The organism is Prosthecobacter fluviatilis, assembly GCF_042655725.1.
GTDB lineage: Bacteria > Verrucomicrobiota > Verrucomicrobiia > Verrucomicrobiales > Verrucomicrobiaceae > Prosthecobacter > Prosthecobacter fluviatilis.
Genome location: NZ_JBHSMQ010000005.1, coordinates 326,577 through 349,975, shown reverse-complemented (window position 1 = coordinate 349,975; position 23,399 = coordinate 326,577). Strand labels below are relative to the sequence as shown.

The 23,399-nt window shown below is 61.8% G+C and carries 27 protein-coding genes; 17 read left to right on the top strand and 10 right to left on the bottom strand.

The genetic code is table 11. The features are described 5' to 3' along the window. Positions 1-332 precede the first annotated feature (332 nt). Positions 333-1,088 (bottom strand): Nif3-like dinuclear metal center hexameric protein, encoded by a 756-nt coding sequence (locus ACFQDI_RS15560; protein WP_377168370.1) that lies wholly within the window; start codon positions 1,086-1,088, stop codon positions 333-335. 30 nt (positions 1,089-1,118) lie between these two features. Here ACFQDI_RS15560 and ACFQDI_RS15555 point away from each other — a divergent pair, with 30 nt between their 5' ends. Both ACFQDI_RS15555 and gluQRS read left to right on the top strand, forming a co-directional pair. After that, positions 1,119-1,886: a hypothetical protein gene (locus ACFQDI_RS15555; protein WP_377168368.1), complete on the top strand. Its 768-nt coding sequence runs from the start codon at positions 1,119-1,121 to the stop codon at positions 1,884-1,886. A gap of 2 nt (positions 1,887-1,888) precedes the next feature. Continuing rightward, the gene (gene gluQRS / locus ACFQDI_RS15550; RefSeq protein WP_377168366.1) at positions 1,889-2,731 is read left to right on the top strand and encodes a tRNA glutamyl-Q(34) synthetase GluQRS; all 843 of its coding nucleotides are present in this window, start codon (positions 1,889-1,891) and stop codon (positions 2,729-2,731) included. A gap of 207 nt (positions 2,732-2,938) precedes the next feature. Here gluQRS and ACFQDI_RS15545 read toward each other — a convergent pair whose 3' ends face one another. Continuing rightward, complete coding sequence (locus ACFQDI_RS15545; protein ID WP_377168364.1) at positions 2,939-3,664, bottom strand: hypothetical protein; 726 nt, start codon at positions 3,662-3,664, stop codon at positions 2,939-2,941. 163 nt (positions 3,665-3,827) lie between these two features. Here ACFQDI_RS15545 and hemL point away from each other — a divergent pair, with 163 nt between their 5' ends. The 5 genes from hemL to ACFQDI_RS15520 are packed head-to-tail and all read left to right on the top strand — an operon-like array spanning position 3,828 to position 8,592. Next, entirely contained in the window at positions 3,828-5,114 is a 1,287-nt protein-coding gene (hemL, locus tag ACFQDI_RS15540) for a glutamate-1-semialdehyde 2,1-aminomutase (protein ID WP_377168362.1), read from the top strand. Positions 5,115-5,134: 20 nt separating this feature from the next. Further along, a complete protein-coding gene (locus ACFQDI_RS15535; RefSeq protein WP_377168360.1) occupies positions 5,135-5,482 on the top strand; it encodes a cupin domain-containing protein in 348 nt (115 codons plus the stop codon). Positions 5,483-5,490: 8 nt separating this feature from the next. Further along, positions 5,491-7,017, top strand: coding sequence for a hypothetical protein (locus tag ACFQDI_RS15530; protein ID WP_377168358.1), 1,527 nt, complete (start codon positions 5,491-5,493; stop codon positions 7,015-7,017). A gap of 46 nt (positions 7,018-7,063) precedes the next feature. Further along, positions 7,064-7,387 carry a putative signal transducing protein gene (locus ACFQDI_RS15525; protein WP_377168356.1) on the top strand — a complete coding sequence of 108 codons (324 nt, stop codon included), beginning with the start codon at positions 7,064-7,066 and terminating at the stop codon, positions 7,385-7,387. 8 nt (positions 7,388-7,395) lie between these two features. Continuing rightward, positions 7,396-8,592, top strand: a complete 1,197-nt coding sequence (locus ACFQDI_RS15520; protein WP_377168354.1) for a redoxin family protein — start codon at positions 7,396-7,398, stop codon at positions 8,590-8,592. Positions 8,593-8,653: 61 nt separating this feature from the next. On the opposite strand, the gene ACFQDI_RS15515 is transcribed toward ACFQDI_RS15520, so the two are convergent. Further along, positions 8,654-9,670 (bottom strand): murein hydrolase activator EnvC family protein, encoded by a 1,017-nt coding sequence (locus ACFQDI_RS15515; RefSeq protein ID WP_377168352.1) that lies wholly within the window; start codon positions 9,668-9,670, stop codon positions 8,654-8,656. Beyond that, a complete protein-coding gene (locus ACFQDI_RS15510; RefSeq protein WP_377168350.1) occupies positions 9,667-10,326 on the bottom strand; it encodes a hypothetical protein in 660 nt (219 codons plus the stop codon). Before ACFQDI_RS15510 ends, ACFQDI_RS15515 begins: the two co-directional genes overlap by 4 nt. A gap of 138 nt (positions 10,327-10,464) precedes the next feature. Here ACFQDI_RS15510 and pyrR point away from each other — a divergent pair, with 138 nt between their 5' ends. Together pyrR and ACFQDI_RS15500 are read left to right on the top strand one after the other, a co-directional pair. Beyond that, complete coding sequence (gene pyrR / locus ACFQDI_RS15505; protein WP_377168348.1) at positions 10,465-11,016, top strand: bifunctional pyr operon transcriptional regulator/uracil phosphoribosyltransferase PyrR; 552 nt, start codon at positions 10,465-10,467, stop codon at positions 11,014-11,016. After that, a complete protein-coding gene (locus tag ACFQDI_RS15500; protein ID WP_377168346.1) occupies positions 11,013-11,939 on the top strand; it encodes an aspartate carbamoyltransferase catalytic subunit in 927 nt (308 codons plus the stop codon). Before pyrR ends, ACFQDI_RS15500 begins: the two co-directional genes overlap by 4 nt. A gap of 177 nt (positions 11,940-12,116) precedes the next feature. Here ACFQDI_RS15500 and ACFQDI_RS15495 read toward each other — a convergent pair whose 3' ends face one another. Beyond that, on the bottom strand, positions 12,117-12,305 hold the full coding sequence (locus ACFQDI_RS15495) for a hypothetical protein (protein ID WP_377168344.1): 189 nt from the start codon (positions 12,303-12,305) through the stop codon (positions 12,117-12,119). A gap of 96 nt (positions 12,306-12,401) precedes the next feature. Beyond that, a complete protein-coding gene (locus ACFQDI_RS15490) occupies positions 12,402-13,424 on the bottom strand; it encodes an NAD-dependent epimerase/dehydratase family protein (protein WP_377168343.1) in 1,023 nt (340 codons plus the stop codon). Between the two features lie 142 nt (positions 13,425-13,566). On the opposite strand from ACFQDI_RS15490, the gene ACFQDI_RS15485 reads away from it, so the two are divergent. The 8 genes from ACFQDI_RS15485 to ACFQDI_RS15450 all read left to right on the top strand — a co-directional run bounded on the left by ACFQDI_RS15485 (position 13,567) and on the right by ACFQDI_RS15450 (position 19,997). After that, on the top strand, positions 13,567-14,343 hold the full coding sequence (locus ACFQDI_RS15485; protein WP_377168341.1) for a TerC family protein: 777 nt from the start codon (positions 13,567-13,569) through the stop codon (positions 14,341-14,343). Between the two features lie 436 nt (positions 14,344-14,779). Next, complete coding sequence (locus ACFQDI_RS15480; RefSeq protein WP_377168339.1) at positions 14,780-15,217, top strand: Hsp20/alpha crystallin family protein; 438 nt, start codon at positions 14,780-14,782, stop codon at positions 15,215-15,217. 52 nt (positions 15,218-15,269) lie between these two features. After that, the gene (locus ACFQDI_RS15475) at positions 15,270-15,650 is read left to right on the top strand and encodes an Hsp20/alpha crystallin family protein (RefSeq protein WP_184339709.1); all 381 of its coding nucleotides are present in this window, start codon (positions 15,270-15,272) and stop codon (positions 15,648-15,650) included. A 113-nt stretch (positions 15,651-15,763) separates the two neighbouring features. Then, positions 15,764-17,143, top strand: coding sequence for an APC family permease (locus ACFQDI_RS15470; RefSeq protein WP_377168337.1), 1,380 nt, complete (start codon positions 15,764-15,766; stop codon positions 17,141-17,143). 34 nt (positions 17,144-17,177) lie between these two features. Beyond that, positions 17,178-17,618: a hypothetical protein gene (locus ACFQDI_RS15465; protein ID WP_377168335.1), complete on the top strand. Its 441-nt coding sequence runs from the start codon at positions 17,178-17,180 to the stop codon at positions 17,616-17,618. Between the two features lie 45 nt (positions 17,619-17,663). Beyond that, positions 17,664-18,704 (top strand): 3-deoxy-7-phosphoheptulonate synthase, encoded by a 1,041-nt coding sequence (locus ACFQDI_RS15460; protein ID WP_377168333.1) that lies wholly within the window; start codon positions 17,664-17,666, stop codon positions 18,702-18,704. Between the two features lie 33 nt (positions 18,705-18,737). Beyond that, on the top strand, positions 18,738-19,610 hold the full coding sequence (locus tag ACFQDI_RS15455) for an alpha/beta fold hydrolase (protein WP_377168331.1): 873 nt from the start codon (positions 18,738-18,740) through the stop codon (positions 19,608-19,610). Positions 19,611-19,688: 78 nt separating this feature from the next. Continuing rightward, on the top strand, positions 19,689-19,997 hold the full coding sequence (locus tag ACFQDI_RS15450) for a putative quorum-sensing-regulated virulence factor (protein WP_377168329.1): 309 nt from the start codon (positions 19,689-19,691) through the stop codon (positions 19,995-19,997). 166 nt (positions 19,998-20,163) lie between these two features. On the opposite strand, the gene ACFQDI_RS15445 is transcribed toward ACFQDI_RS15450, so the two are convergent. From ACFQDI_RS15445 to dnaJ, 4 genes are read right to left on the bottom strand one after another with little or no spacing between them, the layout of a single operon-like run. Further along, positions 20,164-20,598 (bottom strand): DUF420 domain-containing protein, encoded by a 435-nt coding sequence (locus tag ACFQDI_RS15445; protein WP_377168327.1) that lies wholly within the window; start codon positions 20,596-20,598, stop codon positions 20,164-20,166. Between the two features lie 3 nt (positions 20,599-20,601). Next, a complete protein-coding gene (locus ACFQDI_RS15440) occupies positions 20,602-21,312 on the bottom strand; it encodes an SCO family protein (RefSeq protein ID WP_377168325.1) in 711 nt (236 codons plus the stop codon). An 11-nt stretch (positions 21,313-21,323) separates the two neighbouring features. Beyond that, positions 21,324-22,226 (bottom strand): heme o synthase, encoded by a 903-nt coding sequence (gene cyoE / locus ACFQDI_RS15435; protein WP_377168323.1) that lies wholly within the window; start codon positions 22,224-22,226, stop codon positions 21,324-21,326. Positions 22,227-22,232: 6 nt separating this feature from the next. Continuing rightward, entirely contained in the window at positions 22,233-23,384 is a 1,152-nt protein-coding gene (dnaJ, locus tag ACFQDI_RS15430) for a molecular chaperone DnaJ (RefSeq protein ID WP_377168321.1), read from the bottom strand. Between the last annotated feature and the right edge of the window lie 15 nt (positions 23,385-23,399).

Here is a 23,399-nt window from a genome sequence, read left to right as displayed (position 1 = left end):
CCACAATCTGTTAAAAACGGGTCTGAAGCTGGAGGCACGAGCTGGCGGAGGGGGATCATCTTGATCCCCCCACCTGCAGCGTGTTCGCGTATGTGCGAGAGCGCTGGATGATGAGGGAGGCTCGGCTTTTTGGAGACTCGAGAATGCAGGGCGATGCGTGAGCGTGAGGGATCGGGACGATCCCTCTCCGCCAGAGCGCTGGCTGGCCGCATGGGATGCTTGCTTACATCCATAAGCCCCGTTTTCAGCTGTGCGTGGCGCAGAGAATACCTTCAGAGTCCGAATTTCGCGGAGTTCTATTCGATGCAGTGGGCGATTTGTTCAGCGCTACTTTAGAGGCCGGTGGGATGATCCACGAATTCCCATGGGATGCCGAATTTTGATTCGATGTATGCGGAGAGGGCTTTGACGCCGAAGGTCTCGGTGGCGTAGTGGCCGCCGTAGATGAGATTGACGCCGATCTCTTCGGCGAGGGTGTAGCTCCAGTGGGGGCCTTCGCCGGTGATGAAGGTGTCGATGCCAGCCTTGGCGACGGTGGCGACTTCGGAGCCTGCGCCGCCGGTCATGATGCCGATCTTGCGACAGGTGGCGGGGCCGCCGGGGCAGAGATGGACGCGGGCGCCGGTGGCGGTGGCGAGGCGGGTGACGAGCTCGTCGCGGCTGATTTCGGTTTCGATTTTGGCGCCGTTTTCGGAGCCCTTGGTCTTCATAAAGTTGCCGCAGGGTTCAAAGCCGAGGGCGCGGGCGAGGACGGCGTCATTGCCTAGGGTGGGATGGAAGTCGAGCGGGAGGTGGGAGCTGTAAATGGCGAGGCCGGCATCGAGGGCGGTCTGGATTTTTTGGAAGACGGGGCCGGTCCAGGTCTGGAGGCCGGTCCAGAACATGCCGTGGTGGACGATGAGGAGATCGGCACCTGCGGCGACGGCTTTTTTGATGACGGGGAGGGTGGCGTCCACGGCGGCGACGATCTTGGTGATCTGGCCGGTGCGGTTTTCGAGCTGGAGGCCGTTGAGGGCGTTGGAGTAGTCCGCGATCTCGGCGATGCGTAGTTCGGTGTCGAGGTGGGAGACGAGGTCGGCGAGATTCATGCTGGACAGTGGATAAGTCGGTTCGATAGCATGCACATCATGTGCTGCTTCACGGGAAAAGTCGAGGAGGTCAAAAACACGCGCATTTTTGCGCGCCTGGGCGAGCATGGGAACCAGGTGCTGATCTATCAGATGTCGGTGAATGTGCCGCGGGATCTGGCGATGGTGCTGCCGATTCCGATCAAGAAAGGGACGGGAGAGGATGCGGTGAAGTTTTTTGATTTCTCGAAGTATGAGCGGGTGTTTGATGATCTGTGGGAGATGTTTCCCATGCGCAGTTACGGGGCGGATCCCTTTGGGGCTGCGCCCGCGGCTGCGACGAGCAGGTCTCTCGCGGTTGTCTCGGTGGGTGCGTACGATGCGAGCTTTGTGCCGAGTGCGGCGGATTTCAGCCGGCTGGATGAGCGTTTCCGCCTGCCTGAGGGAACCTGGGACAAACTGCCGGGATATGAGGACTTTGGGTTTGCGGTGTTCAAGCTGAAGCCGGGCAAGGCGCAGGTGCATCCGATGGCGTTTTCATTTCCGACGGCGCTGGCGGGGACGGTGTTTTTCCCGACGATGCACATTCACGACGGTAAGATCCATGCGAAGGAGACTTTTGACCATAAGCTCTACCTGCAAGGAACCGGCCTGAATGTGATGGGTGGGGGCTGGGAGGAGTCTCCGGGGCTGGCTGTCACCAAGGTGAAGTGCGGCTACACGCATGGGATGATCCGGCCGGAGATGCATGTGTACCGCAACGAGATCCGTGGTGTCTGTGACAACGGGGACATTCTGGTGAAGCCGAAGAAGGTGTGAGCATGCCTGAAGTCACACGATTTGCCCCAAGCCCGACCGGATGGCTGCATCTAGGGCATGCGTATGCGGCGTTGTTTGCGCAGGAGAAGGCGGCGGGTGGGAGGTTTCTCATCCGGCTGGAGGACATTGACGGGACGCGGGCGCGGCCGGAGTATGAGGAGGCGATCTTTGAGGATCTGGCGTGGCTGGGGCTGGAGTGGGAGAGGCCGGTGCGGCGGCAGTCGGAGCACTTCGATGACTATCGTGCGGCGCTGAAGAGGCTGGAGGGGCTGGGGGTGCTGTATCCGTGCTTTTGCACGAGGCGGGAGATTCAGGAGGAGATCGCGCGGGCGGGGAATGCGCCGCAGGGGCCGGATGGGCCGCTGTACCCTGGGACGTGCAGGAATCGGAGTGCAGAAGAGCGGGCGCAGCGGATGGCGGCAGGGGAGCCGTATGCGCTGCGGCTGGATGTGGCGAAGGCGGCGGGGCTTGTGGGAGGGGACTTGGAATGGAGGGACCGTGGGCGTGGGGTTTTCACGGCGCGGCCCGGGGTGTTTGGCGATGTGGTGCTGGCGCGCAAGGACACGCCGGCGAGCTATCACCTGGCGGTGGTGGTGGATGATGCGCTGCAGGGGATCACGCTGGTGACGCGGGGGGAGGACCTGCTGGAGGCGACGCATCTGCACCGGCTGCTGCAGGCGCTGCTGGGGCTGCCGGTGCCGGAGTGGTGGCACCATGGGCTGATCACGGATGAGAACGGGAAGCGGCTGGCGAAGCGGGATGATGCGCGGTCATTGCGCAGCCTGCGTGAGGCGGGGTGGACGGCGGAGAGGGTGAGGGAGGTGCTCGGAAGAAATGACGGATGAGCAAGTCCGAATGACGAATGGTGGCGCTGTGGGGTGGAAGAGCGGGCACCGGAAGCTGGCGGAGGCAGCGAAGGGCAGTGGTCAATCCGCCTAGGTTTGGAGCGCTCTGGGCGTGCGTGATGGACGATTGACGAGCAATCGATTGTTGATTGCCGAAGTTTGACCGCGTGGTGGAGGCGATGCGGGGCCCGACAGGAGATGGGTGGCTTAGAAGCCGCCGACGGGTGGGGGAATGGTGCGGGCACCGCCGCCGCCGAGGGGATTGCCTTTGGTTTCTTCGATTTCGGAGACCACGTTGTCTTTGAAACTCAGGCTGAGGGTGCCGACTTCGACGCGGATGTAGACGACGGTTTGAACGATCTGGCCGAAGGCATTGACACCGGTGGTGGTCTGCGGGACCTGCTCGTAGATGGCATATTCGACGCGCTCCTCCTTGCCTGCGGCGGTGATCTTGCTGGACTTGCGGGTGGGCCTGCCGAGGGAGGCCTGGACTTCCTGGCTGGTCATGCCGAGAGCGACTTGCCTGCGCAGGATGAGCTCTTCCACCAGCTTGGTGCGCTCATAGAGTTTTTTGAGGTTCTCGTTCAGGTTCGGCACGGCGGAGATGACTTCGTTCATGCGCACCCAGCCTGCGACGTCGCCATGGCGGGCGCGACCGCGGACACGGTAGGCGGTGTCTGACATGGCCAGGAGGGTGACGATCGTGCCGGGGGCGAAGGAGCCGAGGGCGCCCTGGAGCTTGCTGGTGGGATAGACGGGGGCCTCGATCTGGACTTTGAGAGGGATGGGTCTGGGCGTCATGCCCTCGACGGCGAAGGTGCCGGGCTCGACGGTGGTGAGCGAAGACCGGTTGCGTGGGGAGGAGGTGACGGACTGCGCGCGGGCGGCCTGGGTGGTGCAAAGGGTGAGGAGAACCAAACAGAGCGCTTTCATAGGCAGGGAGGCTGGGATTTGGGCTGAGAGTAGCCGAGTCTGACGGTTCCGGGCAACCTTTTGTTCGACGCCTAAAATCTCCCGCGTATTCCTTACCACCCCAAACGGACCGGATGGGCGGACAGGAGTGTCCGCGCTCCCGTATCCCTTTCCCACCCCAACCATGCCAAACGGACCTCTTTCCACCAAGCTCTTCGACCTCGCCAAGCAATACATCCCCGGCGGAGTGAACTCTCCTGTGCGCGCCTTCCGCAATGTGGGCGGTGACCCGTTCTTTGTGAAACGCGCCAAAGGCTGCCGGATCTACGATGTGGATGACCGCTGCATGATCGACTACGTGGGGACGTGGGGCCCGGCGATTCTGGGGCATGCGCCGATCCCGGTGATCGAGGCGATCCACAATGCGGCCAAAGAAGGCGTGAGCTTTGGCATCCCGAACCTTTATGAGGTGGAGATGGCGCGGACGATCTGTGAATGGGTGCCGAGCATCCAGAAGGTGCGCATGGTGAGCAGCGGCACGGAGGCGACGATGTCGGCGATCCGTCTGGCACGTGGGTTTACGGGGCGTGAGAGGCTGGTGAAATTTGACGGGTGCTATCACGGGCATTCGGACAGCCTGCTGGTGGCGGCGGGCAGCGGGGCGCTGACGCATGGGAACCCGGACAGCGCGGGGGTGCCGAAGGCATTTGCCGAACTGACCAGCGTGCTGCCGTTTAATGATGAGGCGGCGCTGGAGGAGCTTTTTGAGAAGCAGGGGCACGAGATCGCGTGTGTGATCGTGGAGCCCTACCCGGCGAATGCGGGGCTGATTCTGCCGAAGCCCGGATTCCTGCAGAAGCTGCGGGACATCACGGCGAAGCATGGGGCGCTCTTAATTTTTGACGAGGTGATGACGGGCTTCCGTCTGGCCCGAGGCGGGGTGCAGGAGCTGGAGAAGATCACGCCGGACCTGACGTGCCTGGGCAAGGTGATCGGCGGCGGGCTGCCGGTGGGTGCTTTTGGTGGCCGTGCAGACATCATGGACAAGCTGGCGCCAGTCGGGCCGGTGTATCAGGCCGGGACGCTGAGCGGCAGCCCGGTGGCGCTGGCGGCAGGTCTGGCGCAGCTGCGTGAGCTGGAGAAGAAGAACGGCTACGCGCTGCTGGAAAACCTGGGGCAGATCATGGAGGACGCGGTGCTGGAAGTGCTGAAGAAGAAGGGGCTGAACTACCGGTGGTACCGCCGAGGGAGCATGTTCTGCCTGTTCTTCACGGAGAAGGAAGTGCACAACCTGCAGGATGCGAAGACGTCAGACCTGGCGGCGTTCCGGAAGTTCTTCCACCACTGCCTGGACAACGGCGTTTACTTTGCGCCGAGCCAGTTTGAGACGGGATTCATCAGCATGGCGCACAGCCGTGATGACCTGGAGCAGACGGCGGAGGTGGCTGCGGCGGCGCTGGCGGCGTTGTAAAAATGTGAACCCTTTTCTTTATGTCTGAACCTCGTTTCGCCGTTGCCCAGCTGGATGAAATTCCGCCGACGCCGTGTCCTTGCGGGCAGGCGAGGAGGGCGTTCAAGGAGGACTGGAACACGCTGGCGACGGTGCACCTGACGGACATCCACGCGGATTCGAAGGCGCACTACCACAAGAAGATGACGGAGATCTACATTGTGCTGGAAGGTGAGGGCCATCTGGAGGTGGACGGGCAGATCGTGCCGCTGAAGCCGATGACGACGGTGATGATCCGGCCGGGGTGTGTGCACCGGGCGGTGGGGAAGCTCAAAATCATCAATGTGCCGATGCCGCCTTTTGATCCGGCGGATGAGTTTGAGGTGTGATTTTCCAGATGATGAAGCGCTTTTTGTCTCTCCGCTTTTTCGCCACGCTGGTGATGGGGCTTGGGCTCCTGTGCCTGCTGGGTGTTGTGCTGGAAAATTGGACGGGAGCCCGAGCCCTTGCGAAGGCAAAGGAAGCTTTTATCGAGGAAGGGGGAACGCTCGACTCTGAGCAGCTCCGGCCGAAGCCGGGTCCGACGGGTTCGAACTTTTTGGCCATTGAGCAGCTTGCTGGCATTTCAACCCAGCAGAGCGATGATAATTCAGCGCTGCTTCAAAAACTTCGGTCTATCGACTGGGGGCTTGCGGCTTCTGGGAAGAACCCCAAGACACCCTGGCCCAATTTGAATGGCGGTTGCGTACTGGGTGAGCCCTTTGATGCGCAGAGCGCGGCAGCCTACCTTTCTGAAATCTCCTTCATCGATACACCGCCGAATGCTGATGCAGCTCAAGTCCTGGCAGCGATCGACAGGATGCATCCGCTGCTCAAGGAATTGAGTGATGCTGCGGTGGAGCGACCCGAGGCGTGCTTTGACCCTGCAGTCGGACATGAGCATGTTGGTGCGCCTTATAAACGTCCTGGCCCCTATATGAGCGGTGCGCTTCAAGCCGCGAAGGGCCTTGCCTTGCGGGCGCAGTTTGCCGTGGCAGCGGGTGACGCGGAAAGTGCGGTGCGCTCCATGCAGGCGTCGCAGCGCTTTACCCAGGCTTTGGGCAAAGAGCCGCTGCTGATCGGACTGCTCTGTGCCATCACCACGGCCACTTTTGATTCGAATTCCATCTGGCTCCTGCTCCACAGCCACACGAACTCGGCTTTGCAATTGTCCCGACTTCAGGCTGATCTGGAGCGGTTGGACTTCAAGCGTTCGTTGCGGCAGGCCATTCACAGCGAACTGGTCTGGCAGTTGGAGAGCATTGAATGGTACAAGCGGAACCGTGATGACTGCGTCAGTGTCTGCTCGCAAATCCAGATCATGTCCGATCAGACTGAGCCACCTTGGTACGCGTCGGCGGTGATCCGGATGATTCCAGCGGGCTGGTTCGATCACAATGCCGCCAATGTGCTGCGGATAGGATCTGACTACCTGCGCAAGCCGGTGAAGGATGGTGATGGGCGAAGCCTTTTGCGCAGCTCTGAAGAAATGGAGATCTTGTTGGAGGAGCATCGGGGCATGACTTCGCCGCATCATGTGCTGACTGTGCTTGGCTTTCCCGCGTACCAGATGATCATCGGACAAGCGATTTATGCCGAAACTTTGAGGCGCCAGTCGATCGCTGCCATCGCGCTAGAGCGTTATCGACTCTCTCATTCGAAGCTGCCGTCCACATTGGCGGAACTGGTCCCTGAATTTCTTTCCGCCGTTCCGCAGGATCCCATCGACGCAGAGCCGATGCGTTACCGTGTCGAGGGCGGGTCCTTCACCCTTTGGTCCATCGCACGGGATTGCAAGGATGACGGTGGCAAGCGCCCGGAGGGCAAAGATGCCAAGCGCATCGGCAGGGCAGACTACCTCGGGGACTGGGTTTGGAAAAACTGAGGGTTGAGGCTGGTCAAGTTGGTGCAGGAATGCTTGAGTCTGAAGCATGACAGCAGTCTTTGTGGATCCAGACTCGACACGTGTGGGCTTCGCGAAAAACATTCTCGAATCGGCGGGCATCGCCAGTTTCATCCAAAACGAAAACACGCGTACGCTGGGGCCGAGCATCTTTGGGTTCTCACACACGCCGCTGAACGACCCGCGGCTGTGTGTGGTGGATGAAGAGCGTGCCGAGGAGGCGGTGGCACTGCTGCGGGAGCATTTTGGTGCTGCGGGCAATGCCAGCGAATGGCTCTGCCAGGAGTGCAAAGAATCGAATCCCGCCGCGTTTGAAGTGTGTTGGAAATGCCAGGCTGTCAAAAACGAATGATCGAGACCATGAACAAGATCGCAATCACCCTGCTGGCAGCCTTGCTTCCGGCCCTGAGCCCTGCGGAAACACCGAAGGTGAAGAAGCCGGCGATGCCGGAGGGGTTTCATGAGCTGAAGATTGGTGATGCGGCGCCTGATTTTGACCTGGTGGGCATCGATGAGGAGAAGCACACGCTGAAGGAGTACGCGGACGCGGAGCTGCTGATGGTGGCGTTTCTGAGCAATCACTGCCCGACTTCGCAGGCGGTGGAGGGGCGTATCAAGAAGCTGCAGAAGGACTACAAGGGCAAGGGGCTGAAGGTGGTGGCGATCAATCCGAATGACCCGGCGGCGCTGCGGCCGGATGAGCTGGGGTACTCGAAGTACAACGACAGCTTCCCGGAGATGAAGCTGCACGCGAAGGAGCAGGGCTTTACGTTTCCCTACCTCTACGACGGGGACACGCAGAAGACGGCGCTGGCGTATGGGTGCCTGGCGACGCCGCATGTGTTCCTTTTCGACCAGGATAGGAAGCTGCGGTACCAGGGGCGGCTGGATGATTCGCGCTATGCGGATGAGGCGACGGTGACGGCGCCGGATGCGCGCAATGCGATCGAGGCGCTGGTGGCGGGGAAGCCGGTGCCGGTGGAGGTGACGAAGCCGCATGGATGCTCGACGAAATGGATCGACAAACGGAAGCTGCTGGCGGCGGACAATGAGAAGTGGGAGAAGGGCGAGGTGGAGGTGGAGCTGATCGACGCGAAGGGGGTGGAGGCGCTGCGCAAGAACGACACGAAGAAGGTGCGGATGTTCAACGTGTGGGCGACGTGGTGCGGGCCGTGTGTGGAGGAGTTTCCGCAGCTGGTGGCGACTTCGCGGAAGTTTGGGCTGCGTGAGTTTGAGTTTATCAGCATCAGCATGGACGACCCCAAGGACATGGGGGAGGTGAAGGCGTTTCTGGAGAAGCACAACGCGGTGGTGCCGGAGAAGCTGAAGCCCTCGCTCAAGGCGGAGGGGCGCAAGGGGAATGCGTATGTGTTTAGCGAGGCGAGCCAGGATGGGCTGATCAAAGCGCTGGATGCTGAGTGGCCGGGGCCGATCCCGCACACGCTGGTGGTGGCACCGGGTGGCGAGGTGATCTACCGCCACAATGGGCCAGTGGACGGGGATGAGCTACGGGAGAAAATCCTTGAGTATATGGGGCGGTTTTACAAACCGGAGTAGGGCAGGCGGGACGGTTGCTCTACGGGCCGATGCTGCGGCGAGCGGGACGGTTGTGCTACGGTCAGAACCAGCCGCAGACGAGCTTCACGAAGCGCAGACCCTCGGCGGTGAGTTTGCCGGTGCTGCCGCTGCCGGTGACGCAGCCGCGGGTGTACAGGTAGTGAGGGAGGCCGGAGTCTTTGACCCAGGTGACGGCAGGGGCGGCGACGGCGGTGGAGGAGGCTTTGACGGCGAGAGGCAGGCCCCAGCGGCTGAAAGTGACCTCCCAGCTGGCGGGCTTGGACTGGCGAGGGCCGTCCAGGAGCCAGGGGTAGTTTTTGAGGATCTCCATCTCGGCGTCTCCCGGGACGGCCACGCGGTAGCTGCTTTCGGTGGCGCGCACAGCGCTGGCGGCGGTGAGGCCGGGATTTTTCTGCTGCGCGAGGTAGAGAGTCTGGAGATCGAGCCCGATGAGATTGAGGCCGTTGTAGAGGCCGTGATGATTGGGGGTGGGGAAACTGGCATTGTGCCAGGCTTCGAAGCGGCTGGAGAGGAAGAGATTGAGCTCCACATGGAGGTGGGCGCGGCGCTGGTCGATGCCGCTGCCGGTGTAACCGAGGATGCCGAGGGTGGTGCCTGCCCTGACCTTCTGGCCGACGCTGACATGGGCGGCTGCGAGATGGGCGTAGAGGGAGAAATAAGGGCTGCCGCCCCAGTCGTGCCGCACGACGACGTAGCGGCCGTAGTTGCTGAGGCCTGCCGCGGCGGCTGCATAGACCACGACACCGTCGGCGATGGCGCCGACTTCGTCCTGGGGATTGCCTCTGGCATCCCGCTGGAGGGGTTTGATGTCGAGGCCTTCGTGGAAGCGTGCGTAGGCGATGCGGCTGCCGATGTGGCGGGGGTCACGCACGAAGCCGAACTGACCGCCCTCCCAGGGGGTGGTCTTGGCGCCGTCGAAGTCGCGGTCCACAAACTGGAAGAAGTCCGGGGGGGCTTCAAACAGGGCGTGGTTGGCGGTGGGCAGCCGGAGCTGCTGTGCGGGCAGGGCTCCGGTGAGCACGGAGAGCAGCGACAATGACAGGGCGAGGCGGATCATCTGGTGCCGGGCAGTTTGTAGCCTTCAAGCGGGATGTCATTGGTCTTGGGCACCTTTGGGACGATTCCACGTTCCCTGTCGCGCGCGGCGGCTTTTTCGGCGGCCTCCAGGGCTTTGGCTTCCCTGCGTGAATTGAGCTTTTCCTTGGAGGTGGACGGCATCATGTCATCCATCCAGCGGGAGGAGGATTTCATGTATTTGATGCGCGGGTAAAACTTGTCCATTTCATCGATGGTCTGTTTGGAGAGCCCGCGCCAGATGATGAAGCGGCCGTCGGTGATGGGCTTGTCGATTTCGACCATGTCGATGGGCATGCCGTGGATGAGGGTGAGGAAGACCATGCCGTGATACTCGCGGGAGGCGAGGTCGAGGGCGTTGCGGCCTTTGGTGTCGAGCTGGAGGACGACGCCGTAGCCTTCGTTGTTTTCCGCCTCGAAGGGCTCAAAGGCGGAGATGCTGCGCTGGCTGAACTCGGGGGATTTTTTGAAGGTCATCTCCTGGCCGCCGATGGGGAGGCGCATGATCTCGCTGGGGTGCTCGAGCTGTGCGGTCTGCACGTGCGTGGTGATGAGCAGCTTGTTTTCGCGAAGAACATCGCAGCTGGCCAGGAGTCCGGAAAGGGCCAGCATCAAAACGGTGCGGGGAAGTCGGTGCATGGAGACATCAAACCAAATACGGGCCTGCTTTGCAACCCTGGAGGCGGCCCGAGTGTGAAACTTCTGTGGTGCTGCGGTGATCGCCTGATTTGACAACCTCACGAATCGCCGGAGTGTCGGCGACCCTCTTTTTTCACCATGCCAGGCAATGAACGCACGCTCCTCAACCCAATGCAGATGGCCGCAGGGGTGCAGGCTCTGGCGCAAAGCATCCTGACGGCGAATGCCGGGGCGGAGAGCCTGGCGCTGGTGGGGGTGTTTACCCGCGGGGTGCCGCTGGCGAAGCGGATCGCGGCGGAGATCGAAAAGCTCGGGGGCGTGAAGGTGTTTCTGGGCACGATCGACATCACGCAGTACCGGGATGACCTGAACACCTTTCAGATGGTGCCGAAGCTGGAGGGGTCTGACATCGCCTTTGACATCGACGACCTGAACGTGGTGCTGTGCGACGAGGTGATCTACACCGGGCGCAGCGTGCGTGCGGCGCTGGATGAGCTGCTGAACTTTGGCCGCCCGAAACGCGTGCAGCTGGCGGTGCTGGTGGACCGCTGCGGGCGTGAGTTTCCCGTGCAGCCGGATTTTTCCGCCCTGAAGGTGACCCTGGCGCCTGAAGAACGGGTGGCCGTGCGATTTGAAGAAGTGGACGGCCAGGACGCCTGCACCGTGCAAACCCAAGCTCCAGCAAGATGACCCCGCGCAAAGACCTCCTCGACATCGCCTCGCTCACGGATGAGGAAATCTCCTTCGTGCTGGACAACGCCGGGCCGTTCAAGGACCTGTTCAAGCGCAGCGTGAAGAAGGTGCCGACGCTGAAGGGGCGGACGATGCTGACGCTGTTTTACGAGCCCTCCACGCGGACGCGGTCGAGCTTTGAGGTGGCGGCGAGCCGCCTGTCTGCGGACGTGACGCACTTTGACATCGAGTCGAGCAGCGTGGTGAAGGGGGAGTCTGTGCTGGACACGGTGGAGACGCTGGAGGCGATGCGGGTGGACTACATCGTGGTGAGGCACAAGCAGGCGGGGACGCCGAACCTGATCGCGAAAAACACGCGGGCGAGTGTGATCAATGCGGGTGACGGCTGGCATGCGCACCCGACGCAGGCGCTGCTGGATGCCTTTACGCTGCGGGAGATCCACAAGGACCTGCGCGGCTGCCGTGCGCTGATCGTGGGAGACATCCAGCACTCGCGCGTGGCGCGCAGCACGAGCCTGATTTTCCGCAGGCTGGGCATGCAGGTGGCGTATCTGGCGCCGGGCTCGATGATGCCGCGCGAGGTGCCGCAGGAGATCCCGCAGTTTGGGAACTGGACGGACGCCTTTGAGTGGAAGCCGGACGTCATCTATCTGCTGCGAGTGCAGGGAGAGCGACTGGATGAGCCGCTGATCCCGAGCTCGGCGGAGTATCACCGCAACTACGGGCTGACGGATGAGCGGGTGAAGGTGCTGCGAGAGCGCGGGCTGCACCTGATGCACCCGGGGCCGGTGAACCGGGGCGTGGAGATCACGGACGCGGGGATGAGCTACGAGAAGTGCCTGATCAACCAGCAGGTGGAGAATGGCATCGCGGTGAGGATGAGCGTGCTGTACTGGCTGAGGCCGGGGGCGGCGGAGTAGGGTTTTGACGTTAGGCAAAACTGCTTTCAGCAGTCACATGACCCATCCTCCAATGGGTTCGCTGTCCCATAAACCTGACCCATAAAATATTAAAATCCGGATTCCGCCTCCACCCCAAAGTGAAGCGATGATGTATTCAGAGTCTGCGATCAAGACTCCCGGCAATATTGGGATACACTAGTTAGTTGTCGCGACCGGGCCACCAGGCAGAAGATCCGATTGATAGGGGGCTAGTCCCAGATGTGCTCGATCAACAGCAGCTTCAGCCTCAGCTTTACGGCATTCGTCATAAAGTGACTGCGCCTGCTTTTTCAAAGCAATAGAATGGAGACGGAAGCCACCAATCCAAGTGATGGCGTAGAGCATGGCGATGAAGAACCAGATTTTCCGCGCAGCACTCATGCGCTCAAGTATTGGATGGGAAAGATCCCTGTCGAGTGTTGTTCGTCCTTGTTCCCGCCTTCAAAACTTCCCGTCGCGGGATTCGAAGTGGGTGGGTTTGCCGAGGGATTCGCCGCCGTGGGAGATCCAGTGGGCGACCCATTCGGTGAGTTCTTCGTCGCGGATGAAGGGGACGCCGAGGTCGACGAAGCTGCGGTAGGGGTTGCTGAGGAGGGCGTCGGGGGCTTCCTTGCCGGTGATCTGGACGGGCTTGCCGAAGAGTTTGCCGAAGCGGGTGGCGACTTCGCGCACGCTGAGGGTGGTGGTGCCGGTGAGGTTGACGGTCCAGGCGGGGCTCTGGGCCTTGGCGAGGCTGAGGAGGGAGAGGGCGTTGGCATCGCCCTGCCAGATGGTGTTGAAATAACCCATGGTGACGTCCACGGGCTGGCCGTTCCAGACCTGGCGGGCGATGTCGACCATGACGCCGTAGCGGAGGTCGCAGGCGTAGTTGAGGCGGATGAGGGAGACGGGGGTGCCGCGTGTCTGGCTGAAGTATTCGAAGATGCGCTCGCGGCCGAGGCAGCTCATGGCGTATTCGCCTTTGGGATTGAGGGCGTCTTCTTCACGGCTGCCACCGCTCCCGAGGGGTACGAGGCCATAGACATTGCCGGTGGAGAAGGCGGCGATGCGGCTGCGGTGGTAGCGCTCGCAGACGAGGCCGGGGAGCCAGGCGTTCATGGCCCAGGTCATGGCCTCCTGGCCGGTGGAGCCGAATTTCATGCCGGCCATGTAGATGACGTTGGGGGCATGCGGGAGGTAGGCGACGGCGTTGGCGGAGAGGAGGTCTGAGGAGATGACTTCGATGCCGTGCTGCTGGAACGTCTCGGCGGAGCCGGGGGAACTGAAGCGGGAGACGGCGATGACGCGGCGCTGGGTGCCGGCTTCGTCGCTGGCGCGTTTGGCCATGCGTGCGAGGGAGGGGCCCATTTTGCCAGCGGCACCGAGGATGATGATGTCACCGGGCAGGCGGCTCATCATCTCGATGACGGCGGGGGTGGGACGGCTGAGCTGTTCTTCGAGATCGACGAGACTGGCAGGAGGCATGGGCGCATTTATGAACGGGTTTTGCGATTCGAAAAATGCTTTGATTCAAACGGCTGGGGGGAGGCGGAGCTGGCGTTGCAAAATGAGCAAAAGTTTCTCCGGCGATTGCCTAGGCGGCATTTACCGCTAGCATCGGCGCACGATGATCGCCTCTGCCGCCGCTGCTGTAACCGCCAATCTGAATGTGTTTGATTTTTCCTGGGTTGCCAGCCCGGAGGCGTGGGTTGCGGTGCTGACGCTGTGCGTGCTGGAGATTGTGCTGGGGATCGACAACATTGTGTTCATCTCGATCCTGGTGGACAAGCTGCCTGAGGAGGAGCGCGCGCGGGGGCGGTTCATGGGGCTGGGGCTGGCGATGCTGACGCGCATTCTGCTGCTGCTTTCGATCACGTGGGTGATGTCTCTGACGGCGCCGCTGTTTTCGCTGCTGGGGCACACGATCACGGGCAAGGACCTGGTGCTGATCTTTGGCGGGCTGTTCCTGATCTACAAAAGCACGCACGAGATCCATGAGAAACTGGAAGGCGACCCCGAGGGCGAGGTGAGGAGCAGCGTGGGCAAGGGGGCGGCGTTTGGCGCGGTGATGGTGCAGGTGGCGCTGCTGGACATTGTGTTCTCCCTGGACTCGGTGATCACGGCGGTGGGGATGGTGAAGCACATTTCCATCATGGTGACAGCGGTGCTGATCTCGGTGGGGTTCATGATGTTTTTTGCGAAGGCGGTGGGCGATTTTGTGGCGCGCCATCCCACGGTGAAGATGCTGGCGCTGAGCTTCCTGATTCTGATCGGGACGGCGCTGATCGGAGAGGGGTTCCACTTTGAGATTCCGAAGGGGTACATCTACTTTGCCATGGGCTTTTCGATGGCGGTGGAGATGCTGAACCTGAAGGCGAAGAAGAAGGCTGCGGCCAAGGCCTAGGGTGGTGATCGGAATGGGGCGGCGGAGCTTTTCGTGGTGCAGCGGCGCTGTTTGAGGACGCTGCCGGCCCACCGAGGAGACGTCATGAGCATGAGCTGAGTGTTTTGAACACGAATGACGGGGAATGTCCGCGAATTTTCACGAATGGTTCTTGGGCGGGAATTGAGGTGTCGTGGGCGTCGTGAAGGCCCAGCAGGGGGGCAGCTTTTTGAAGGCTGCGGTGATTTGGCAAAAATGTCTCAGTGATGTGACAAGAGGTGCCAATTTTGTGGCACAATGAGGCTCGGCGGAGCGTGGGGAAAAACGGGGTGATGTTTTTCAAATCATTGGTTATCAATGTTTTGATGGTGTGAAAATGGGGCTGGCACGACTGATGCATGAGTATGGAGCGGAACATCACTCCAACCCCAAAACTCAAACCAAACCATCCGAAGCCATGAAACTCATCCGCACCAATCCCTTCAGCCTCAACCGCGTCTCCGACTTTGACGAATGGTTCCGCCATCCGTTTGCGGGCATGCCTTCTCTGAGCACGTTTTTCAACCACCTCGGCGAGGTCTTCCCCGGCGTGGCCAATGACAAGCTGGCCGTGGATGTGCATGAAGACAAAGACAACTACCTGGCGAGCTTTGAAGTGCCGGGCGTGAAGAAGGAAGACGTCAAAATCGAGCTGAACAACGGCCTGCTGAGCGTGGCCGTGGAAAAGCGCGAGAAGGACGGCGACAAAGAAAGCTCCTACAGCCTGACGCGCTCGGTGTCGGTGCCTGAAGGGGTGAACGCCGAAGCCATCTCCGCGAAGCTCGAAGACGGCATCCTGACCGTGACGCTGCCGAAGCAGGAACGCAGCAAGCCGCGCACGATCACTCTGAACTAATCCGCCCCATCTCCCCCAACTCCAATCCCATCCCTTTATCTTTAAAACTACCATGAATACGACCTGCTCTCCCAGCTCCTGCGCTCCAGCCACCTCCGGCGTCACTGAATCTCTGCGCAAGCCCCTCTACAACGTCAATGGCAACGCCGAAGCGTATGAAGTGCGCGTCGAGATGCCCGGCGTGCCGAAGGGCGGCGTGAAGATCGACCTCGAAGACAGCATCCTAACCATCCGGGGTGAACGCAACGCCACCGTGCCGGAAGGCATGAAGACGCTGCACCGCGAGCTCTCCCCGCTGAGCTACCTCCTGCGCCTGCGCCTTAACACGCCGGTGGATGAGGAGCAGATGACGGCCAAGCTCGAAGACGGCGTGCTGACGCTGCGCCTGCCACTGAAAGAAGTGGCCAAGCCGCGCCAGATCCCCGTGCTGTAATCTCTGAGCCGACAGCGTCTGAAAAGCCCTGCCGCCCGCCTCGCCGAACTGTGCGATGCGGGCGGCCTCTTTTTGTCTTCCAGCGCGGCATGATCTCGGCTACTAGCGTAGGCATGGCCGACTCTTCCCCTTCCCAGCCGTCACTGCAGCAGACTCTCGGACCCTGGCAGATCATGTTTTATGGTCTGGGGTCCATGCTGGGGGCGGGGATCTATGCGCTGATCGGCAAAGCGGCGGCGGGGCTGGGGAATGCGATGTGGCTGGCCTTCATCATGGCGATGGTGGGCGCGCTGCTGACGGGCCTGACGTATGCGTGTGTGGGAGGAAGGTATGCCAAGGCGGGAGGTGCGGCGTATGTGACGCAGCGCGGGCTGGGCAAGCCGCTGCTGAGCTACATCATCGGCATCGCGGTGATGATGAGCGGGCTGACGAGCATGGCCACCGGGGCGCAGGCGATCATCGGGCAGGTCAAGGAGCTGATGGGCTGGCAGCTGGCGGACATGGTGGTGAAGCTGTGCGCCATCGGGGTGGTGGGCCTGGTGGGCTGTGTGATCTACCGCGGCCTGAAGGAGAGCATGTGGCTGAACATCCTGTGCACGATCATCGAGGCCAGCGGGCTGATTTTCATCATCATCATCGGTGTGCGCTACTGGGGCGGGGTGAACTACCTGGAATCTCCGGGGGACACGGCGGCGGGCGGTACGGGCTCGGGCATCACGATGGCGCTGATCATGCAGGGGGCGGTGCTGACGTTTTATTCGTTCATCGGTTTTGAGGACATTTTGAATGTGAGCGAGGAGGTGAAAAACCCGGGGCGCAATGTGCCGCTGGGGCTGATCGGCGCGATGGTGCTGGCCACGATGATCTATCTGGCGGTGGCGATCACGGCGGTGTCCGTGGTGCCCTGGCAGCAGCTGGCGAAGAGTGACGCGCCGCTGATGGAGGTGGCCCGGCGGGCTGCGCCGTGGTTCACGGGGATCAAGCCGGTGTATGCCTTCATCACCATTTTCGCGATCGGTAACACGGCGCTGCTGAACTACCTGATGGGATCGCGGCTGCTGTATGGGATGAGCCGGCAGGGGCTGCTGCCGGCGGTGCTGGGCCGTCTGCACCCCACGCGGCACTCGCCGCATGTGGCGGTGTTTGTGCTGTTTGGCATCGTGTCGGTGCTGATCCTGAGCGGTGGGGTGAAGCAGCTGGCGGAGTCCACGGTGCTGCTGCTGCTGATCGTGTTTACGGTGGTGAACATCTCGCTGATCATTCTGAAGCGCCGACCTGATGAGCCGAAGGGGGGCTTTGAGCCTCCGGCGTTTGTGCCGGTGCTGGGAGCGCTGGTGTGCGCCTCGCTGATCGTGGTGCGGGTGCAGAGCGCCATCACCAGCACGGATGCGGCGCAGCGCACGGCACCGCTGATCGCGGGGGCGGTGGTACTGATCAGCGTGGTGCTTTACTTCATCCTCAAGCCGAAGAATCCGGTGGCGCAGGAAGATTGAAGAAGGGTGGTTCCGGGCTTATGGGAGAGCTCCCATGAGCCAGGCCGTCCGTCTCCAGAAAGCCGCCGCAGTCATTGCCGGCCCGGTCGTTTTCATCGTCATGGCTCTGTGCCTGACGGGCTGCGCGTCATCCTATGAAACGCTGCGCGCCGAAGCGATGCCCCATTATGGAGCATCGCTTCCTGGAACGATCCAGGTGACGGTGCTGCAAGGGTTTCGACGCCCCGGGCATTACCACCTGCCGCAAGGTGCCACGCTTGGCCAGCTGCTGGACCGGGCGAAGCTGAAACCTTTTGCATGGGGAACCAGCAACTCCCAATGCTGGCAGTACATCGCCATGGAAATGCCGCGGCCTGCCAGAGGACGGCAGATGATCAACCGTGAAGGTCTGGCGGGGCTGACGATCTCGGCGGAGGACCGAAACATCCGGCTGCGAGACGGCCAGCAGGTGAGGTGCGATGTGTTAACGTGGTGAAATACAGATGAGACAGGGAGCGGATGGTGCTAGGAACACCTTGTCATGAGCCAGACCGCCAATCTCCACATCGCCTCGAACATTCCGCTGCCCGCACCGCGCGGGATGATGAGCGAGATCGCGCCAACGGAGGCGCAGACAGCCTTTGTGGAGCGTTCGCGGCAGGAGATCCGGGACATTTTGTCCGGCACAGATGAGCGGTTTCTCGTCATCCTGGGGCCGTGCTCGATCCATGATCCCGAGGCGGGCATGGAGTATGCGCGCAAGCTGGCGGCGCTGGCGGAAGAGCTGAAGGACAGGCTGTGCATCGTGATGCGTGTGTATTTTGAAAAGCCGCGCACGACGGTGGGGTGGAAGGGGCTGATCATGGATCCGCATCTGGATGGAAGCTGCGACATTCCTGCGGGGCTGCGGCTGGCGCGGAAGATCCTGCGGGATGTGCTGGATCTGGGGCTGCCCACGGCGACGGAGCTGCTGGACCCCATCACGCCGCAGTACATTGCGGATCTGATCAGCTGGAGCGCGATCGGTGCGCGGACAACGGAGTCGCAAACGCACCGGCAGATGGCGTCGGGTTTGTCGATGCCGCTGGGTTTCAAGAACGGGACGTTTGGGCACATCGCGCCAGCGATCAATGCGATCAAGGCGGCGATGCAGCCGCAGACTTTCCTGGGGGTGAGCGAGGATGGCGTGGCCTCTGCGGTGACGACGAGCGGGAATCCGGACTGCCACATCATCCTGCGCGGCGGAGAAGACGGGCCGAACTACGGCGCGGACAATGTGATGGAAACGATCGACGGGCTGGAAGCGGCGAAGCTGAAGCCTGCGATCATGATCGATGCGAGCCATGGCAACTGTGCGAAGGATCACCGGCGGATGCCGGATGTGTTTCGTGAGATCGTGCGCCAGCGTGCGGCGGGGCAGAAGGCGATCATCGGCGCGATGCTGGAGAGCAATCTGGTGGGCGGGAACCAGAAGTTTCCGCAGCCGCTGGACAAGCTGGTGCGCGGGCAGTCGATCACGGATGCGTGCATTGACTGGGAGACGACGGAGGCGCTGCTGCGAGAGGCGCATGGTTTGTTGTAACACCGGGCCGCAAACTGTAGTCTGATCCCTGCCATGAGCGACCATAGAGTGACCCTCTCAAACGGCAGGAGGCTGGGCTATGCGGAATACGGTGATCCGAGCGGGGTGCCGATGTTTTATTTCCATGGCTGGCCGGGCTCGCGGCTGCAGGGAGAGATGCTGGATGAAGCGGGCAAGAAGTTTGGCCTGCGTGTGGTGTCGCCGGACCGTCCGGGGATCGGGCTTTCGGATTTTCAGCCGGGGCGCCGGCTGCTGGACTGGCCTGGGGATATGCGCGAGCTGGCGGCGCATCTCGGGTGGGAGAAATTTCATGTGCTGGGTGTGTCGGGAGGCGGGCCGTATGTGCTGGCCTGCGCCTATGCGATGCCGGAGCGGCTGCTGAGCGCGGGTGTGGTCTGCGGGGCGCCGCCGCTGCGGGAGGTGGGAACGAAGGATCTGCTGTGGGCCTACCGGCTGGCGCTGTGGGCGCAGGACCGGGTGCCGTGGTTTCTGGGGGCGGGGCTGGCGGTGGCGGCGCAGTTCATGCGGCTGCCAGCGGCATCGCCTTTGGTGGCGGCACAGGTGTGCAAGATGTGCGAGCGCGACCAGCAGGCCTTTGCGCGGCCGGACTTGTACCGCATTCTGACGACGAGCGGGCGTGTGGGGGTGACGTCTCCGGTGCATGCGGTGAGGCTGGATGGGAACATCTATTCGAGCGACTGGGGCATTGATCTGGGCAGTGTGAGCTTTCCCATCCGCTACTGGCATGGGGGCCGTGACAGCAACATCCCGGCTTCGATGGTGGAGCGGTTTGTGCAGAAGATTCCGAATGCCACGCTCACTCTGAAGGAGGAGGACGGGCACTATTCGCTGCCGTTTCTTGGCACGGAGGAGATCGTGGAGGAGCTGGTGCGGGGGGCTCGCTGAGGCGGTGAAATAGCCCCAGTCTCTTTTTGCGGCTACAGAAGGTACTCGCGGGCAGGATTGCCCGCACTACTTTGCGGCATGGACGACCTGGAAGCACGGATGCGCGCCGATTTTGAGGAGATCGGGCGGACGTTCATGCCGTTTGGGAAGTACGGGCCGCAGCATTTCCCGCCGAACGGGGTGCCGATCTATGACATTCCGGCGGAGTATCTGGGGTGGTTTGCGAACAAGGCGGGGTTTCCGAAAGGACGCCTGGGGGTGCTGCTGCAAATGGTGCACCAGATGAAGGCGGACGGGTCCGACGTGGTGTTTGATGTGTTTCGGAAGAAACGCGGGCGAACGGACCTCAAACCGACGAAGCAGAAGTCGTGGAAGTTTGAGGAGTGAGGTTTGGCCGTAGGATGGATGTAGCGACAGCCTGTCCGGTGGTTTGGAACCTAGAAAATCAGAAATCGAAGGCTCGACAATCGTCAATCCTCCGGCTTAGGCGCGTCCTGGGCGCACGTGATTGACGATTGATGAACAATCGATTTTTGATTGAAGAGGTTTTGGCCTATCCGCGGATGGGCGGGCCGTACCAGACGTAGCACATGAGGTAAACGATGATGCCGGTGACGGAGACGTAGAGCCAGACGGGGACGGTCCATTTGGCGACGCGCTTGTGTTTGTCGAAGCGGCTGCGCAGGGCCGGGACCACGGTCATGATGATCATGGGCAGGCTGAGTATGGCCAGGGGAATGTGGGTGAAGAGGATGGTGAAGTAGATGGGGCGTGTGAGGCCCGTGCCGGCGAACTTCACGTGGCCCGCGTGGTAGTGGTAGTAGAGGTAGCAGCCGAGGAAGGCGGTGGAGAACAGCAGGGCGATGATCATGCTGACGATGTGCGGCTTTTTATGGCCGAGCTTGATCATGGTGAGGCCGAGGAGGATGTGCACCAGGGCGCAGCCGTTGAAAATGGTGTAGAGCTTGGGGAGTTCGGTGACGTCCATGATTCAGTTTGAGGAGGCTGGCTTGTAGGGGGCCTTTTTCTGGTCAGCGAGGAGGTAGCGAAGGTCTTCGCGGATTTTGCCATCCCAGAATTTGGCGGCTTCGGGATCTCCGTTCAGGATGTCCTCAAGGCGGCGGAGATGGCCGCGGTGGTCAACGACAGCGACGCGAAGGTCGTGGATGTATTTGTCGTCCGGGGAGAGGCGCTCGGCCTCAGGCATGTCCTGCACGGGGCGGAACTGCACCTGGCTGGTCATGAACTTGCGCACGGCGTCTTTTTCACCATTCACGAACCACCAATTGGCGTCGTCCTTGATGTCGAGACCGCGGGCAAATTTCTGCATCATCTCGGGGGTGTCATCGGCGTCGAGGGTGAAGCTGATGAAGTGGACGCCGGGTTCGCTGGCGAATTCTGACTGGAGCTTTTTGAGCTTGGCGATGACGGCGGCACAGCCACGCGGGCAGCGGGTGAAGACCCAAGAGATGACGAGGACTTTGCCCTTGAGATCTTCGAGGTGGACGGTTTTGCCGCTGCGCTCGGTGAGCTCGAGGTCTTTTTCGAGGCGACCCAGGATGGGAGGGCGGTTGACGTCGTTGTCGATGCGGGAGCGGTAGATGAGGTAGTTGTAAAAGACGACGAGGCCTAGAACGGCGATGATGACAGGCACCCAGATGGTCCAGGGGCTGAGCTTGGCTTTGGGGGGGGATTCGTTCATGGAGGTGCGGTTTACGCGTGTTTCCAGGCAAGGATGGATACGATCAGAATGCCCGGGAGATACATGAGGGTGCAGAAGAAAAGCTTGCGTGCTGAGGCGCGTTCGGGCTGGCGGTTGAAACGGAAGGCGAGCATGCAGAGCCAGCCGCTGAGGAGGAGCGCAGGGGGAAGGAACCACCATGCCGAGGCGGCACCGGCGTAAACGGGATAGAACATCAGGAGCACGGTACTGACGGCGTAGGCGAGGGCGTGCTTGGAGGTGCGGGCACCGTGTTCGTCGTCATTGGCGAGCATGACGAAGCCGCCCTTGCGGTATTCGTCGCGGTACATCCAGTTGATGGCGAGGAAGTGAGGGAGCTGCCAGAGGAACAGGAGGAGGAAGAGGTAGATGGCCCCCGGCTCTGCCATGAGCTCCCAGCGGAAATGCGGCACGGAGCCCGCAGGCAGGGGCCCGGCGGCACCGGCCCAGCCGATGAGGGGAGGCAGTGCGCCGGAGACGGCGCCGACGAGCGTGTTGGTGGCGCTCTGACGCTTCAGCGGGGTGTAGATGAAGAGGTATACCGCGAGGGTGAGGGCGGTGAGCGCGGCGGCCTCCATATTCACCTGGATGGTGAGATGGATGAGGGCCCAGGCGCTGAGGAGCCAGCCGATGCCGAAGGCTGCCGAAGGGCTGACGCGGCCGGAGGGCAGGGGACGGTCTGAGGTGCGCTGCATGCGCGAGTCGGGCTCGATCTCCATGAGCTGATTGAACACGGCGGCACCAAAGGCAGCGAGGGTGCTGCCGATGATGGTGTGAAAAAGCAGCCAGAAGTCGAAGCCCTTGGGGGCACGCAGCCAGAACCCGACAAACGTCGTGACGATGACGAGGGCGCTGAGGCGGAACTTCGTCAGAGTCAGCAGATCGCGGGTGGTCATGGGCGGTTAGCGGAAAAACTTTTTCGCCTTTTCGAAGAAGCTTTCCTCCATGGGGGAGGTTTGCTCGCCGAGGGATTTGGCAAATTCATCGAGCTTCGCGCGCTGTTCCGCATTGAGCTTGGTGGGGACGGCGATCTGCACGTGGACGTAGAGGTCGCCGTAGCGGTCTTCGCCGAGGATTTTCATGCCCTTGCCACGGAGACGGAAGGTGGTGCCGTTCTGGGTGCCGGCGGGCACTTTGACGGAGGCCTTGGACTCCATGGTGGGGACGGTGATCTCACCGCCGAGGGCGGCGATGCCGAAGGACAGGGGCATGTCGCAGTGGAGGTCGTTGCCTTCGCGCTCGAAGATTTCGTGGGGCTTGACCTGGACGACGATGTAGAGATCTCCGGCGGGGCCGTTTTTGACGCCGAGATCACCGTTGCCGGTGGAGCGGAGGCGGGAGCCGTCCTCGATGCCGGCGGGGACCTTGACGCGGACTTTGGTGCGTTCTTTGGAACGGCCGGTGCCGTGGCAGCTGCGGCAGGGGTCGCTGATCATTTCGCCGCTGCCGCTGCAGTCGGGGCAGGTCTGCTGGATCTGGAAGAAGCCGCGGGAGCTGATGACCTGGCCGACGCCGCCGCAGGTGCGGCAGGTTTTCTTGCCGCCGCCGCTGGCGGAGCCTGAGCCGGAGCAGGTTTTGCAGGAGGCGCTGCGCTCGTACTCGATTTCACGCTCCACGCCGTGCGCGGCGTCTTCGAGGGAAATTTCCATGCCGTAGCGCAGGTCGCTGCCGCGCTGGGGGCCGTCACGGCGGCGACCACCGCCGCCACCGCCACCACCGAAGAACTGCTCGAAAATGCCGCCGCCACCGCCGCTGAAGACTTCGCGGAAGATGTCGAACGGATCGTGGAAGCCACCACCGCCTGCGGAGGGGCCGCCCATGCCACCGGCGAAGGCGGCATGGCCGTAGCGATCATAGGCGGCGCGCTTTTGCTCGTCGCTGAGGACGTCGTAGGCTTCGCCGACTTCCTTGAATTTGGCTTCGGCGGATTTGTCGTCCGGGTTTTTGTCGGGGTGATATTTCACCGCGAGCTTGCGGTAGGCTTTTTTCAAATCCTCGGCAGAGACGTCACGTGAGACGCCGAGGACTTCATAATAATCGCGTTTGTCAGCCATGGGAGGGTAGAGAGA